At 52.2% G+C, this 14349-nt stretch carries 16 protein-coding genes; 10 read left to right on the forward strand and 6 right to left on the reverse strand.

Going from position 1 to position 14349, the window contains the following annotated elements; translation table 11 throughout:
* The first annotated feature begins 100 nt into the window (after positions 1-100).
* From VRZ32_RS11785 to VRZ32_RS11810, 6 genes are all read left to right on the forward strand, one after another.
* Positions 101-1078 carry a glutathione S-transferase family protein gene (locus tag VRZ32_RS11785; protein ID WP_414525913.1) on the forward strand — a complete coding sequence of 326 codons (978 nt, stop codon included), beginning with the start codon at positions 101-103 and terminating at the stop codon, positions 1076-1078.
* 49 nt (positions 1079-1127) lie between these two features.
* A complete protein-coding gene (locus tag VRZ32_RS11790; RefSeq protein WP_414525914.1) occupies positions 1128-1358 on the forward strand; it encodes a phosphatidylglycerol lysyltransferase domain-containing protein in 231 nt (76 codons plus the stop codon).
* Between the two features lie 83 nt (positions 1359-1441).
* Positions 1442-2263, forward strand: a complete 822-nt coding sequence (locus tag VRZ32_RS11795; protein ID WP_414525915.1) for a hypothetical protein — start codon at positions 1442-1444, stop codon at positions 2261-2263.
* Positions 2264-2289: 26 nt separating this feature from the next.
* On the forward strand, positions 2290-2625 hold the full coding sequence (locus VRZ32_RS11800; RefSeq protein WP_414526207.1) for an AcvB/VirJ family lysyl-phosphatidylglycerol hydrolase: 336 nt from the start codon (positions 2290-2292) through the stop codon (positions 2623-2625).
* Between the two features lie 68 nt (positions 2626-2693).
* Positions 2694-3563 (forward strand): S-formylglutathione hydrolase, encoded by an 870-nt coding sequence (gene fghA / locus VRZ32_RS11805; protein ID WP_414525916.1) that lies wholly within the window; start codon positions 2694-2696, stop codon positions 3561-3563.
* A gap of 36 nt (positions 3564-3599) precedes the next feature.
* Positions 3600-4727 (forward strand): S-(hydroxymethyl)glutathione dehydrogenase/class III alcohol dehydrogenase, encoded by a 1128-nt coding sequence (locus VRZ32_RS11810; RefSeq protein WP_414525917.1) that lies wholly within the window; start codon positions 3600-3602, stop codon positions 4725-4727.
* 109 nt (positions 4728-4836) lie between these two features.
* On the opposite strand, the gene VRZ32_RS11815 is transcribed toward VRZ32_RS11810, so the two are convergent.
* The 3 genes from VRZ32_RS11815 to VRZ32_RS11825 are packed head-to-tail and all read right to left on the reverse strand — an operon-like array spanning position 4837 to position 7714.
* Positions 4837-5718 (reverse strand): alpha/beta fold hydrolase, encoded by an 882-nt coding sequence (locus tag VRZ32_RS11815; protein ID WP_414525918.1) that lies wholly within the window; start codon positions 5716-5718, stop codon positions 4837-4839.
* Positions 5719-5747: 29 nt separating this feature from the next.
* The gene (locus VRZ32_RS11820; RefSeq protein WP_414525919.1) at positions 5748-6530 is read right to left on the reverse strand and encodes an SDR family oxidoreductase; all 783 of its coding nucleotides are present in this window, start codon (positions 6528-6530) and stop codon (positions 5748-5750) included.
* A gap of 50 nt (positions 6531-6580) precedes the next feature.
* Positions 6581-7714: a pyridoxal phosphate-dependent aminotransferase gene (locus VRZ32_RS11825; protein ID WP_414525920.1), complete on the reverse strand. Its 1134-nt coding sequence runs from the start codon at positions 7712-7714 to the stop codon at positions 6581-6583.
* Between the two features lie 395 nt (positions 7715-8109).
* Between VRZ32_RS11825 and VRZ32_RS11830 the strand changes: the two genes are divergently transcribed.
* The 4 genes from VRZ32_RS11830 (at position 8110) to VRZ32_RS11845 (ending at position 11148) form a co-directional block, all read left to right on the forward strand.
* On the forward strand, positions 8110-8790 hold the full coding sequence (locus tag VRZ32_RS11830; protein ID WP_414525921.1) for a GntR family transcriptional regulator: 681 nt from the start codon (positions 8110-8112) through the stop codon (positions 8788-8790).
* A gap of 200 nt (positions 8791-8990) precedes the next feature.
* A complete protein-coding gene (locus tag VRZ32_RS11835; protein WP_414525922.1) occupies positions 8991-9524 on the forward strand; it encodes a phosphatase PAP2 family protein in 534 nt (177 codons plus the stop codon).
* Positions 9525-9650: 126 nt separating this feature from the next.
* A complete protein-coding gene (locus tag VRZ32_RS11840; protein ID WP_414525923.1) occupies positions 9651-10274 on the forward strand; it encodes a GNAT family N-acetyltransferase in 624 nt (207 codons plus the stop codon).
* Between the two features lie 16 nt (positions 10275-10290).
* Positions 10291-11148 (forward strand): 1-acyl-sn-glycerol-3-phosphate acyltransferase, encoded by an 858-nt coding sequence (locus VRZ32_RS11845; RefSeq protein WP_414525924.1) that lies wholly within the window; start codon positions 10291-10293, stop codon positions 11146-11148.
* Positions 11149-11440: 292 nt separating this feature from the next.
* Here the strand turns inward: VRZ32_RS11845 and VRZ32_RS11850 are convergent, their stop codons facing one another.
* Genes VRZ32_RS11850 through VRZ32_RS11860 form a run of 3 tightly spaced genes read right to left on the reverse strand, consistent with a single transcriptional unit; the run spans position 11441 to position 14314 of the window.
* Entirely contained in the window at positions 11441-12259 is an 819-nt protein-coding gene (locus tag VRZ32_RS11850) for an ABC transporter permease (protein ID WP_414525925.1), read from the reverse strand.
* 1 nt (position 12260) lies between these two features.
* Complete coding sequence (locus tag VRZ32_RS11855) at positions 12261-13181, reverse strand: ABC transporter permease (protein ID WP_414525926.1); 921 nt, start codon at positions 13179-13181, stop codon at positions 12261-12263.
* On the reverse strand, positions 13178-14314 hold the full coding sequence (locus VRZ32_RS11860) for an ABC transporter ATP-binding protein (protein WP_414525927.1): 1137 nt from the start codon (positions 14312-14314) through the stop codon (positions 13178-13180). The genes VRZ32_RS11855 and VRZ32_RS11860 overlap by 4 nt, the downstream gene beginning before the upstream one ends.
* Positions 14315-14349 lie beyond the last annotated feature (35 nt).

Genomic DNA, 14349 nt, shown 5'->3' on the forward strand with positions numbered 1-14349 from the left:
GGCAGCGGTTGTTCTTGCGGCTGCTCTGACTGATAAAATATATAGCTAAGGCAACCATGCGCCCATGCTCTGCATTGAGTGGAGGAAAGGAAATCTGGCGATGCTCGTTGACGGTAAATGGACGACCGATTGGCAGCCCGTACAGGCAACTGACAATAAGGGTGGTTTCGTAAGGCAGATTTCTGGTTTCAGAAACTGGGTAACGCCAGATGGCAGCGCGGGCCCTACAGGTGATGCAGGGTTTAAGGCCGAAAGCGGTCGCTATCATCTTTATGTCGCGCTGGTTTGCCCATGGGCCTCTCGCACACTTATGGCGCGCAAGCTGAAAGGTCTGGATGAAGTTGTCTCTGTCAGTATCGTTGAGCCTGCATTGACTGAGCAGGGGTGGCGTTTCGGGAGTTATCCGGGTGCTGATCGCGATACGCTTAACAGTGCAACCTATATGCATGAGATTTATACGCTGGCTGATCCGCATTATACGGGGCGTGCGACCGTACCTGTGCTGTGGGATAAGCAACGCAAGACAATCGTAAACAATGAATCCGCTGATATCTTGCGCATGTTTAACGCAGGTTTTGGCGCGTTGGCGAGTGGTCAGTTTGATCTCTATCCTGCTGATCTGCAGGATGACATCGATGCATTGAATGATGCGATCTATACGAAGCTCAACAACGGGGTCTATCGGGCTGGCTTTGCGACCACGCAAGAAGCTTACGAAGAAGCCTTTGCGGACGTATTTGACATGCTTGATGCGCTGGAAAGCCGCCTTGCCGAAAAAGGGCCATATCTATTCGGGGCGCGACTGACTGAAGCCGATGTCAGGCTATTTGTTACCCTTGTGCGCTTTGATGCAGCTTATCATGGGCTATTTAAATGCAATTTGCGCCCTCTTGCTGATTATCCGTTATTAAGCGCCTATCTTCTGCGCCTGCTTGCCATGCCAGGTGTGCGGGAAACAGTGAGCATTGATCATATCAAGCAGGGGTACTACTCAATCAAAACTCTCAATCCGAATGGCATTGTGCCCGTGGGGCCGGAGCTGCCGGGCATTCAGGAGGTGGCTTTAGCTGATACATGAGCCTCTGCTCAGCTTGCCTGCGATAGCTGGAATTCAACGCATTTTCGTTATGCTGGAAGCCACTAAGCGTGGCTATAGCTGGTTTAAGCTGGTTATGGCGCCGCTGTCTGGCTTCTCCTGTCATCGACTTGCGCCGGATTGGCACAAGTTTGTCGCTTTCGCTGCGTGCCATAGCGAACATTTCTATGGTTTTCATGGGCTGCGTGCCTATAAGGAAAAATATAATCCAGTCTGGGTTTCGCCCCATCTCGCTAACCCGGGCGGTCTTGTGTTGCCATAGATTTGATCGCTGCGACGACCCTTGTGTCCACACGACCGGCTCGTCTTACCAGTACAGAGAATAATGAATAAGGATTGCAGGAAATGAAAACGGGGCTGGTGTTCCGGATTGTAGCAGGGGTGGTGGCGATTGGTGCGCTGGGGATAGGCACATTTTTGTTCGGCAACATAATCTTGACCTTCCTCATTGGGCCCAAGGTGACGTTGATGCAAATGGACACCGAGATTTTCGGCAAGGTCGAAGTCTCACGGGCAGCAGTGCCGGTGCGCGGTATCTCCATCGTCATGATGGATGCAGACAATGCGGAAGCGCAGGTTGATGACATAAAAGCGCTTGCACGTGCGGGTATCATCACGATCGCGCTTGATATGGATCGCGTGCGTGCGCAATTGGCTGCAAGTCCAGCTTCGACAGAATGTCACTACGTTTCTGATGACCTTAAGGATCTGGCTCGTGAGGTAGAGAATGGCCTGCAGCTGAAGCGCTATTTTTATCCGATTGTAATTGGCCGGGGTGAAAGCGCAGCGTTTGCTTATGCGGTGGTTGCGCAGGCGCCGGTTAATACGCTGGGCGGTGCGATCAGTGTGGATTTCCAGCCGGTACTGCGGACGGATCGTACATATTGCTTCGACACACCACAGGTATCAACCGGGGAAGGACTGTTCGCGCTCTCAATTCCAACTGAGGCGCTGTCGGATCCGTGGCGTGTCATCGCTCCTGAAAGCGAAATGGCGCGCATAACCACGTTCCAGTCGGCGCTTGATGAAGCCCAGTTCGTGAGCGCAGAGAGCGATGATGCAGTTCGTTCGGCGATAATCGAGGGAGCCGTTAAAATGGGCGGCGGCGGTGATCATGGCGTGTCCGATCTGCCGGTTGCTGTCATTGAACCTAAGGAGGCAGTGTAGGCATTGGCGCTTATTGTTTTCGGGTGATGGTGGCTGACGCGATATCGACAGATCAATCGGTGAATGGCTTTTACAGTGAGGTGTCGCGGTGCTGGGGGCTTTTTGCGCTGCAGCCAGATCGCACACAGTGCATTTATGGCAAGAGAGTTGCCGAAAAAAGATACCCAGCATCTCAGTTAGGGCAAGCTCAACGGGTGCCGCTTGAGAGAGGGCATTATTTTGATGGCGATTACACACGTATTGCAGCAGTGGGTAGACAAATCCGCAATCAAGACAAATGCAAATCTCTGTCGTTATTTTTCTCTAAGTTATTTGTTTATGCACCAAGTCCAAAAACGATGTTCGCTTTTAATAGCATGTGATTGAATCGCCGCGGAGGGTGCCTCTGACAGTGCATGATGCTATACCTTGTGTAGGGAGATAGTACGCCATGTCATGGATAAGCCCGCATGCGACATCACTTGAAGTCGTTTCCGCTGTTCGCTGTTTCGGCGGCACACAATATATTTATCGACATCAATCACTGGCAACCGGCACTGCGATGCGCTTTGCGGCTTTCGTGCCGCCACAGGCCGAGCATGAGGCCGCACCCGTTGTGTGGTTCCTTTCCGGATTAACGTGCACTGAAGAAAATTTCACAGTCAAAGCCGGCGCTCAGCGCGTAGCGGCTGAGTTGGGGCTTGTCTTGATTGCCCCTGATACCAGCCCGCGCGGTGAAGGTGTGCCGGACGATCCTGAAGGCGCATATGATTGCGGTCTTGGGGCGGGGTTTTATGTTGATGCAACTGAAGCGCCCTGGAATACGCATTATCAGATGTCGACCTATATCGTTGAAGAATTGCCTGCGCTGATTGCGGGGCGGCTGCCGGTTGATGTCAGTCGGCAAGGTATTGCTGGACATTCTATGGGTGGGCATGGTGCGCTGACAATGGCACTTAAGAACCCTGATCGATACCAGTCAGTATCCGCATTTGCACCCATCGTTTCGCCCATGAACTGTCCATGGGGTGAGAAGGCGCTGAGGAATTATCTGGGGCAGGACCGCGCCCGCTGGCGGGCCTATGACGCCTGCGCGCTGATCGAGGATGGTGCGCGCGTGCCGGATATTCTCGTCGATCAGGGGCTTGCCGATAATTTTCTGGATGTGCAACTGAAGCCGCACCTGCTGGAGCAGGCCTGCGCGAGCGCACAGCAAAAGCTGACTTTGCGTCGCCATGATGGTTATGATCACTCCTACTTTTTCATCGCCACCTTTATCGAAGATCATTTGCGCTGGCATGCCGCGCGTTTGATGGGTTGAGGGTAATCTCACCAGCTATTCAAGGGAACGAGATCAATGAAAACACGTGCCGCTGTTGCAGTTGCTGCAGGTAAGCCGCTGGAGATCATGGAAGTTGATCTTGAGGGCCCAAGCGTTGGTGAAGTGCTGGTTGAGATCAAGGCGACCGGCATTTGCCACACAGATGAGTTCACGCTCTCAGGTGCTGATCCTGAAGGTTTGTTCCCGGCCATTTTAGGGCACGAGGGAGCGGGTGTTGTCGTGGATGTCGGCCCCGGTGTTACTACCCTGAAAAAGGGTGATCATGTCATCCCGCTCTATACGCCGGAATGTCGCCAGTGCCCTTCGTGCCTGTCGCGCAAGACGAACCTGTGCACGGCCATCCGCAGCACGCAGGGGCAGGGGCTGATGCCCGATGGTACATCGCGGTTCTCTATCGGCAAGGATCGGATTTATCACTACATGGGCTGCTCGACCTTCGCGAACCATACCGTTGTACCGGAGATCGCGCTGGCTAAAGTGAACCCGGAAGCGCCATTCGACAAGATCTGTTACATCGGCTGCGGTGTTACCACGGGCATTGGTGCGGTGCTGAATACAGCGCAGGTGGAAGAAGGGGCGACCGCTATCGTGTTTGGCCTTGGTGGCATTGGTCTCAATGTCATTCAAGGTTTGCGGCTTGCAGGCGCTGATATGATCATCGGTGTTGATCTCAACAACAGCAAAAAGGCCTGGGGCGAGCGCTTCGGCATGACGCACTTTGTCAATCCTGCAGAGGTTGAGGGGGACATCGTGCCCTATTTGATCAACCTCACCAAGCGTGGTGCTGACCAGATTGGCGGGGCGGATTACACCTTCGATTGTACGGGCAATACCAAGGTGATGCGTCAGGCGCTGGAGGCGTCGCATCGTGGTTGGGGCGAGTCCATTGTGATCGGTGTTGCCGGTGCAGGGCAGGAAATCTCGACGCGTCCTTTCCAGCTTGTGACTGGACGTACGTGGAAGGGCACGGCATTCGGCGGTGCGCGTGGGCGTACGGATGTGCCGAAGATCGTGGACTGGTACATGAACGGAAAAATCGAGATCGATCCGATGATCACCCACATTCTGACCCTTGATGAAATCAACAAGGGGTTTGATCTCATGCGCTCAGGCGAGAGCATCCGCAGCGTGGTTATGTACTGAGCAGACGGGATGACTGCAAAAAAAGACGACAGTGCCGATATGGGTTTAAGGCCCGCGCGGCGCTGTCGTTCAGTTGGGGAAGAGAAGGTGTATAAAAGTTGGGCGCACCTCAATCTGTGCGCATGATTTGTGCCGGGTTGGCGCGTGGGTCTCTGGGCTTCCATTGGCCTAGCTCAACCTGCGCCAGAAACTCGCTGACTGTGCTATTGAAGAGCGCTGGCTCTTCCAGATTGAGCGTGTGACCAGCCTTTGGGAAAACCGATAGGCCACAGCTCGGAATGGTGCGTTTGAGGAAGAAGCCGGGCTGCAAGCAGTGATCGTCCTCATCGCCGACAATTACAAGCGTGGGGGCTTGTAATGCAGAGAGCTCTGTTTCCAGATCGTAAAGAGAGGGGCGGCGCATCTGCACGCCTCTCATGGTGTTGGCCGCGCCAATCGATGAGTGCTGCCCCAGGCGCTCGGCAAACAGTGCCCATCCGCGCGGATCTTTATTCTGAAACTGAACCCGTGAGGCACCTGAGGCATAGACCGGCGCAAAGTCTTTTGCGCCACGCTCTGCGAAGTTCTTTGCGACCTGTTCTGACACGCCCTTAAAGTATGCCTCATGTGCCTTTTCAGCGCCGTATCCGGCGCCTGCTGCGACAACTGACTGGATATGATCAGGATGTCGCAACGCTGCGTGCAGGCAAGCGAAGCCGCCCATTGAGAGACCCACGATGTGAGCCTTTTCAACGCCAAGAGCCTTAATCACATCCACGATATCATCGGCAGCACGCGCCTGTGAGTAGCGCTCCACATCCTCCGGAATGTCAGAGGGAGCATAACCGCGCGCTGCAAACGTGATGCAACGATAACGGCGCGAGAAATAATTGAGCTGAGGCTCCCAGCTCCAGTAATTCCCGCCGAACTCGTGCACAAACACGATCACCGGTCCGGAGCCTGCCTCTTCGTAGTAAAGTTGCAGGCCATCGCTCGTTGTGACGAAACCCATTGTGTGTCTCCCGAACCGGTCTTTTTCGTTTAAATAACCGAACGGCGTGAGGTAATGCCGCCGTCAACTGTGAAAATCGCACCCGAAGTATAGCCCGAACGGAAGGATGCGAGGAACACGATCAGATCGGTAATTTCGTGAATATGCGCAGGGCGTTTCAGCGGGTAGCGGTTCTGCAGTTCCGTGTAGCGGCTTTCATCATCATGCCATTCCTTGGCGCGCTTCTTGAGCATGTTGTAGATACGGTCCGTATCGACAGGCCCAGGGTTCACGCCGACGATGCGGATGTTATCATCAAGACTGCAGCCGCCCATCGCACGGGTGAATGCCATCAGGCTGGCGTTGCCGGCGGTGCCTGCGACGTAGTTAGGATCAAAGACCTCGCCACCATTGCCGATATTGTTGATGATGACGCCGCCGCCCTGCTCCTTCATACGCGGATAGATCGCGCGGGTGAGGTTGATGTAACCGAAAACCTTCAAATCCCAGCCGTCACGCCATTTTTTCTCGTCGATATCCCATAAGCTACCGCTTGGAATAACGCCCGCGTTATTGATCAGGATATCGACGTTACCTGCAGCCTCCAGCACCTTCTCAATCGCGCCTTCCGAGGTAAGATCGAGTGCCTGAATGGTGACTTGGACGTCGTGGTTTTTCAGGATGTCATCCCTGATTGCCTCTAGCTTGTCTTTGGAGCGTGCGACAAGGTGAACATCGCAACCTTCTTCAGCAAAAGCCTTGCTCAAGCCCGCACCGATGCCTTGTGACGCGCCTGTAATCAATACCTTTTTGCCGTTGAGAGCCAGATCCATAGTATCCCTCCTGAGATATTCGATATTGTGTTTTGCTTTTCAGGCGCAGCTCAGAAGAGCTTCACAGCTTCATTACGGCCACGGGCACGCTCGATCAGCGTTGGCAGCAGATCAACAAACTCCTGCACCCACTCCTGGGGCACGCTGACGCTGACCTTTACGAACCGATCGCCGAAAGTGGGTGTGTGATAGGCTCCTTGACGGATCATGATTTTGTGCTTTTGATATTCCGCTACCAACGCTTCTGGCGATACGCCGGCGCCCAGTGTTTCAAGCACTATGAAGTTGCCGTTGGATGGGTAGACGGGCATCCTCAGGCCCTCAATCTTCTCGGATGCGTCCTTGATGAGCCGCTGGTTATCGCGTTGTTGTGCGAGTACAGCCGGGAACCACTCCGCCTTCGTCCGCAGGCCGGCTGCTGCCGCGCGCTGGGCGAAGATGCTGGAACCAAGATTGTTCGGGGGCGAACTCGCAAGCTGCTCAACAACGTTGCCATGCGCAACGACAGCACCAATGCGTAATCCCGCAAGGCCAAGCCATTTGGAGAAGCTATAGACCGTAATCGTTTTTTCAGGATATAGCGTCGCGGCAAGTGTGTGGTGATAGGCGAAATGGCGATAGGTGCAATCGTGGATCAGATAAGCACCAGCATCACGCACAATCTTGACGATCGCCTTGATCTCTTCCGGTGTGCAGGCTGTGCCTAGCGGGTTGTTGGGGTCGACGAGATACACCATTTTGGTTTTAGGCGTAATTGCAGCCGCAAGACGCTCTGGAGCGAGGCGATAACCGTATTCGTCGCCATAAATTGGTATCTGTTTCACCGTCGCGCCGACAGACCGCGCAAATGCCATTGGCCAGTTCCATGTCGGATCGGTGGTGATGAACTCATCGCCCGGCTGCAGGAACGTGTGGCAGACGTGGTAAAGCGACGCGACCGCACCATCAGAAACCAGCGTTGAAAGCCCCTGCAGGCCTAGATCATCCAGAATGCCAGCGCGCAGTTCTTCAAGGCCAGCTGGTGGGGCGTAGATGTGAAATTCCTCATCTTGGATGCAACGCTCCATCGCCTCAATAACCGCAGGATGCAGCTTGGCGTGATTGGTGTTCTGTCCAAGCCATTTCAAATCCGGCGTATTAACGAGCCTGTCGAAATGGGCGTTTCTGAGCTCAAAGCTCCTCATATCCAATACCCCTTGGCTGGTTCCCTTGGTCGTTGCTTTCGGCGTTCGTCAGGATCGTTGCGCCTGATGAACTATGCGCAATGCATGCACGCGTGTCAATTGTGTATACCAAAAATAACGAACGGCATGGAAAATTATTGAAGGACGAACGCATAGAATCGGGGTGTCAGCGTGATCCAGAACAATGGAGTGACAATTAGGAGAGGAGCTACCGCTATACTGTGACGGGTTTTATCCCATCGGCTGATGGTTCTTGCTTATAGTTGTGCACCAAAGTTTTATTATCGCATGCCGGATAAGGCTGGAGACGCAATGATTATGTGTGTATGTTTTTCAAAGCATTGTCGTTGGCATTATGTATGGCAACATCTCCAGGTTGGCGTTAGGAATAGGGCATGTCTCAAGCGGAAACTCTTTCTCTCTCGGAGGAGGTGGCCACACGGCTGGAAGAAGAAATTCTGCACGGCAGGAGAAAACCTGGAGACAGGCTGGATGAGCGTCAGCTTGCGGAGCAATATGGTGTATCACGCACACCGGTGCGGGAAGCGTTGCAGCGGTTGGCGGCCAGTGGGCTTGTTGTGTCGCGTGGCAAGCAGGGTTTGCAAGTAGCAAAGCTTGCGGTTGCTGATCTGCTCGATGCGTTCAGTGTTGTTGCTGAGCTTGAGGCGCTGGCTGCCGGGCAAGCCGCGCGCAGAATAACCCCCGCGCAGAAAGAAGAGATGATCAAGGCGCACGCTGCATGCGAAGAAGCAGTGCTTAGGGGCGATGCCGACGCCTTCTTTTCCGCTAACATTGCGTTTCATCAAGTGATTGCGGCTGCTAGCCATAACCGGGTGTTGCAGGATCAGCTGCGCCGGCTGACTGTCAAAACCTCACCTTACCGGCGGATCATCACCTTTCAGGCGGATCGGATGAGCAAATCCATCCCCGAGCATAATGAGGTGATGGATGCTATCTTCCGCGGCGATAGTCTGGGCGCAAGCCAGGCATTGCGTGGGCATGTTACATTGCTGGGTGAAGGGCTTTCGGATCTTATTCATTTTCTGAGCATGGATGTAGATCTGATCCAGACTTGATGTTTTGGTATTGTTGCATCCGATGTTTTATCATCTAAAGCGCATCGAAGGCTTTTGCTGAGCTAAAAATTCCTGGCCATATTTGGGTAATCTGATGGCTGGCGATAACGGCCAGCCTGCCATCATGCGCGTTATGTCAGCGTCACGACAGTTATTTGAGGTATATGTTGGATTGTGATGGGTGAATAAATGGATGTAGCATGACATACAAAAATCTCAGATACGGAATTAAAAAAAATTTTTTATATGTAGATAGGGTGCTATCAAAGAAATTATCTGCATATAATACAAGATTAAATTTAACAGTAGTATCTCAGGGGTTTACAGAGCTGGGTAAGACACCCGGGTTTATATTTCTATTGTTGGGTGTATGCAGTGTTGACTTAACCCTGGGCGGCGGTCTCTTTGTGCTGTTGCTTGTATCTGAGGTCGTTAACGCAGTTCTCAAGAGTATCATAAAAAGACCGCGACCAGTTGCTGAACATATTGATGCGAAAGCTGAGCACGGATGGAGCTTTCCGTCTGCTCATGCTCAGAATTCTGCGGCCATTTTGCTTTCCTTGGCATATTTTTCGCCCGGAATAATATCGGTGTTTTGGGTATTAATTATAATTTGCATTGGATTATCACGAGTCCTTCTCGAAAAACATTATATAATAGATGTGTTAAGCGGATATTTAATCGGAGGATTTCTCTGTTTTCTGTTCATTTCAAATTTATATTTGCTTATTTAAAAAATTTACTAAATTATACTTTATATATCATTTTTGTAATTTTATTTACAGATTATGTTGACATGGGCGTTAAATTCTCTGACTATGATGCTTGCACTATAGTGTTAGTAAAGTCGGAGACGCTAGATGGTTGGTGACTCTCGTTTGGGGATTTCTGCAAGAATTATTGCTGAGACACCTCGTCTTTTACTTACTGAGTGGAATAAAGCGGACGTTCATGATTATGCTCAACTTATAGGCGATGAGCGTGTCATGCGCTATATTGGCAATGGTGAGGCGCGAAATATCAGTAAAGCCGAAGCTGAGATAAATGGGTTTATAGCTCATGAAGCGGAGCATGGCTTCTCTCGCTGGGTTGTGCGCGAGCAAAGTCATGGTCGGTTCGTCGGCATGGTTGGCTTTATGGTTCGTGATGGAGAGGTTGATTTTGGTGGAAGAGTAAACCGTGCTTTCTGGGGTAGTGGATATGCTCCGGAAGCCCTTGTTTATGCTCTGAAAGAAGGGCTTGCCAAGAGAGGAATTGGACGAGCCATCGCGCTTACCGTTGAGAAGAATGAGCGAGCATGGAAGCTGAATGAAAAGTTCGGTCTGAAATACGAAAACACGCTAGAAATCTCAGGGGTTAAGCATGTTAAGCAATCAATCGACGCAAATAAGTACTGGGGTGAGCGGGTTTTTGAAAAGGGCTTATCTATACTTGAGCCCATTACGAAACGTGATGAGCTTAGGAAAGCACGCCTCCACGAATAGTAATGAGTATACGGGCATGAATTCAGGTCTACCATGCTCCTTGAACAGGTTCGCAGGCCAGAAAGGATTGCCATGGTGGGCCATCCTTTATCTGCCGTTTGGTCTACTTCTTGTGCTTTTCCGCGTGCTGATGGCCGGTATTTTCGCCCTTTTGGCGGCGGCTGTCCCACTACCATCCTGGAAAAACCGTATCTATAAACTAACGCTCCTTACAAGTGGCTTGCGTGTTAAGAAAACGGGAGAAGTAAAAAATACGGGGTTACCTTCTGTTCTGGTTTACAATCATGTATCACTCGCTGATGCTCTTGTAATTGCCTCTATTGAAAATACAACAATCATTGCAGCTGATCCATCTGCGAATGAGAGCAGCTTCAATAAGCATTTCTTCGGCGCTGTTATAAAATCTTTTGATCGACATATACTTATTATAAATAATCTCCGTACTTTATTGCGTGATATTCAAGAGTGGAAAAAATCGCCATCTCCAAGAATACTATGTGTTGCGCCTGAAGGCACCATCGCGGATGGAAGGGGATTGTTCCGATTTGAGAAGTTCTTCTTCTCTTTTGACACAGATGTCATACCTGTAGCGCTTCGCGTTAATCCGGCGTTTTCTTTCAATATCCATCCTTTAGGCGCGTCTCACGCAGTCAATATGTTCTGGGTTTTTGCAATGCCTTATGTAACGGTAGAAATGGATATAATGGAGACAGCCAGAAGACACGATAATGAGACACCAAGCGAATTTGCAGAGCGGGTAAGAGTATCGATTGCCAATCACGTGGGGGCAGCTCCCACAGAGTTTAGCCATGCAGATAAGGTCAGAGGCAAATTTGCCTTAAAGTTATATAAGCTTTCTTCCCGTAAGACATAGCCTGTATTATTAGATGGTAATAGGATATATGTTATATATGGCGATGTATAATGAGAATACATCGCCATTACTTTTGAAGCTTAGGCATAGGCTTGTATCGGTGTGGTGATCTAAGCGGTTCGTGTCCATTGAATATATTTGCGCTGTGTCAGACTTCCATAATTCGCAACTATATCAATCTTGTGTGAGATGATGGGCAGGCTGCATCAAATCAGGGTGAGAGCGGTTTCTTTATATAGTGTCGCTACCAAGGCCAATGACCCAGGCGATACTTTGATTGTACCGGTGAATATTACTTTGCCGGTTTCAGGCCGCTCAGCTGGCGTTGCCGGATAACTTGCCCGAACAATGCCATTATAACCAACGCCGCTACAATCAGGAATGTCGAGACGGCGGCAATCGTTGGATCGGCATTGTGCTGAATGTGCTGCATCAGACGCAACGGCAGTGTATCGCCGGCCGCCGTGAACAGTGACAGCGAGACGTTGTCGAGGGACATCAGAAACGCAAACACACCGCCCGCAACAACCCCCGGTTTGATCAGAGGGAAGGTGACCTTTATGAAGGTACGCAAGCCCGATGCGCCGAGGTTTCGCGAGGCTTGTTCAAGCGTTAAGTCGTAGTTGGCTAATGTTGCAAGCACAAGATAGGCGACATACGGAATGCCCAGCACGCAGTGTGCGAAGACAGTTGCCAGAACTCCCTGTGACAGACCATAGGAGGGCAGCACGAACATGATGCCCAACCCTTTCACCACAGCCGGCAGGGCAAGCGGCATCATCAAAACAAGCTGCGCCGAAGTTCTGCCAATAAATTTGTAGTGGTTGAGGGCAATCGCCGCTGCTGTGCCTGCAATTGTAGAAAGCAGTGCGCATGCAAAGGCGATGATGAGGCTGTTCAGTAAGCCGCGCCGGAAATGTTCATTGCTGAGCGCTGCCTCATACCATTGCAGGCTGAAACCCGGTGGCGGGAACTCGATGCGCGCGCTGCTGGAAAAGGAAATCACCATCGGCAGCAGGATCGGGACGATCAGAAATATGCAGACTCCGCCTACGTAGATAGCGAGCATGCGGCGCGCAAAACGGTCTTCTGATTGGCGATGGTTTGTCACGTCAGAGTGTCCTTGCCCAGGGCGCCAGACGGCGGAATGTATAGTTTGAGATGAACAGCATTGCTGTGACAACAACGAGCATCACGATAGCAAGTGCTGCCGCAGTTGCCCACGCAACATGCACTGCGGCTTCCTCATAGATCACCGGCGCAAGCATACGAAAGCGCGTGGATCCAAGCAGGTTCGGAATGACGAAATCACTCAGGACATTCGCGAATACAAGCTGACTGCCCGCAACAATTCCCGGTGCACTCAAGGGCAGGATCACCCGCCGGAAGGTGCGTGCGCGGCCCGCGCCGAGATTGGAAGAGGCGGAATAGAGCGTATCGTCGATCTTGCCGATGGAATTGATCAGCGGTAGTACCATCAGCGGTAGATACCGATGGATCATCGCAGGCACCATGCTCTCCAGTTCGAACAGCATGATCAGCGGCTTGTGGAGTATGCCTGTTGCCATAAGAATTGAATTGATCAGACCCGTGTCGGCGGTGATTACAATCCAGCCGAATGCCCGCACAATCACGCTGACCATCAACGGCAGATAGACTGCCCACAAGAGGAAACCGCGCGAGGACCTGGCGTATCGCACCAGGAAGTAGGCGAAGGGATAGCCCAGTATCAGCGTGCCAAGCGTAACCCCCAGCGAGACGGCGATGCTGTTGGAAAACACCGTCAGATAATATGGATCTGTCAGAATGCTGGTATAGTTCTCCAGCGTGACGTCGCTGACCATCAGCGCCAGTGGATCATCGCGGTTGAGGCTGTTGCGGAACACAACCGCCATCGGCACGATGAAAAATGGCACGAATAACGCAATCGCCGGAGCAAGCCATAGCCATGGTGCCGCCCCCGCCATCCGGCGTCGCCATCTCATGCCTAGAGATGGCGACGGTTGGGTTGGGGCTGTAAGGGCTGTAGTCATGCGGCTGTCCCCGTCTGCATTACACGGATGTGCTCGCGTGCAACATCAAGGTACACTTCATCGCCAACCGTTAGTGCTTTGAAATCAGCAGGATAATCGGCAACGATTTGTAAGCCGTCGAGATCAATCACATAGCGTGAGATGGAACCAAGGAATGTCACAAGAGTGATTTTGCCCGGCTTTTCGGGATGGGCGAGGGTGGGGCGCGGCGATAATCTGATATCCTCACTACGAATAAAGATACTGGCTTTAGTGCCATGATTTCCTGCATCGATATTGGAAGCTCGCACCCCACTTTGCGCAACCGCGTCTGTTGTGCCGGAGGGTGTTTTTTTGAGGGTTGCCGGCAGTTCATTGGCAGAGCCAAGAAAGCGCAATGCGAAACTTGAAACCGGATTGCGGTAGACGTCCTCTGGCGTGCCAACCTGTACGATGTGGCCAGCCTCCATAATAGCGATGCGATCGCTGATGGCGAAGGCTTCAGCTTGATCATGCGTAACCATGATGGTGGTGATCTGCAGGCGGCGTAACAGCAGTGATAGCTCGATCTGCATTTCCTCGCGCAGATTTTTATCCAGCGCGCTCAACGCCTCATCGAGCAGCAGCACTTTGGGCTGGGGAGCGAGGGCGCGTGCGACCGCTACACGTTGACGCTGGCCACCGCTGAGCTCTGCCGGATAGCGATCACCGAAGCTGTCGAGCTTAAGCAGTGATAGCATGGTGTGCACACGCTCCTTGATCAGCGCTGCAGGCTGGCGCCGTGCTTCCAGGCCGTAAGCGATGTTGTCCTTCACTGTCATGTGCGGAAACAGCGCATAGTGCTGAAAAACCATCCCGGTTTCGCGCCGATGGGGCGGCAGATCGATGAGCGATTGCCCGGCGAGCCGGATGTCGCCTGCATCAGGGGTAACGAACCCGGCTATCATATTCAGCAGCGTGGATTTTCCGCAGCCGCTGGGGCCCAGAAATGAAATGATCTCGCCTTTACGGATTGAGAGGCTGCTGTTATTGACCGCGTGGAGAGACTCGTAACGTTTGCTGACGTTCCGGATCTCGAGGTCGAACTCCGGCCCGAAGCTGGCAAGCCCTTGATGATCTGCGTTCGATTGAGTGTTTCGATTCAAAATCGTCATGGGTATAAGAGCTCGCTTTTAATGTCCGAACCGGC

Origin of the sequence: Pseudochelatococcus sp. G4_1912 (assembly GCF_047501465.1) — a bacterium.
Lineage (GTDB): Bacteria > Pseudomonadota > Alphaproteobacteria > Rhizobiales > Beijerinckiaceae > Pseudochelatococcus.

Coding starts and splice junctions, on each gene's coding strand:
- VRZ32_RS11785 (WP_414525913.1), top strand. CDS start 101: ATGCTCGTTGACGGTAAATGGACGACCGATTGGCAGCCCGTACAGGCA.
- VRZ32_RS11790 (WP_414525914.1), top strand. CDS start 1,128: ATGCTGGAAGCCACTAAGCGTGGCTATAGCTGGTTTAAGCTGGTTATG.
- VRZ32_RS11795 (WP_414525915.1), top strand. CDS start 1,442: ATGAAAACGGGGCTGGTGTTCCGGATTGTAGCAGGGGTGGTGGCGATT.
- VRZ32_RS11800 (WP_414526207.1), top strand. CDS start 2,290: ATGGTGGCTGACGCGATATCGACAGATCAATCGGTGAATGGCTTTTAC.
- fghA (WP_414525916.1), top strand. CDS start 2,694: ATGTCATGGATAAGCCCGCATGCGACATCACTTGAAGTCGTTTCCGCT.
- VRZ32_RS11810 (WP_414525917.1), top strand. CDS start 3,600: ATGAAAACACGTGCCGCTGTTGCAGTTGCTGCAGGTAAGCCGCTGGAG.
- VRZ32_RS11815 (WP_414525918.1), bottom strand. CDS start 5,718: ATGGGTTTCGTCACAACGAGCGATGGCCTGCAACTTTACTACGAAGAG.
- VRZ32_RS11820 (WP_414525919.1), bottom strand. CDS start 6,530: ATGGATCTGGCTCTCAACGGCAAAAAGGTATTGATTACAGGCGCGTCA.
- VRZ32_RS11825 (WP_414525920.1), bottom strand. CDS start 7,714: ATGAGGAGCTTTGAGCTCAGAAACGCCCATTTCGACAGGCTCGTTAAT.
- VRZ32_RS11830 (WP_414525921.1), top strand. CDS start 8,110: ATGTCTCAAGCGGAAACTCTTTCTCTCTCGGAGGAGGTGGCCACACGG.
- VRZ32_RS11835 (WP_414525922.1), top strand. CDS start 8,991: ATGACATACAAAAATCTCAGATACGGAATTAAAAAAAATTTTTTATAT.
- VRZ32_RS11840 (WP_414525923.1), top strand. CDS start 9,651: ATGGTTGGTGACTCTCGTTTGGGGATTTCTGCAAGAATTATTGCTGAG.
- VRZ32_RS11845 (WP_414525924.1), top strand. CDS start 10,291: ATGAATTCAGGTCTACCATGCTCCTTGAACAGGTTCGCAGGCCAGAAA.
- VRZ32_RS11855 (WP_414525926.1), bottom strand. CDS start 13,181: ATGACTACAGCCCTTACAGCCCCAACCCAACCGTCGCCATCTCTAGGC.
- VRZ32_RS11860 (WP_414525927.1), bottom strand. CDS start 14,314: ATGACGATTTTGAATCGAAACACTCAATCGAACGCAGATCATCAAGGG.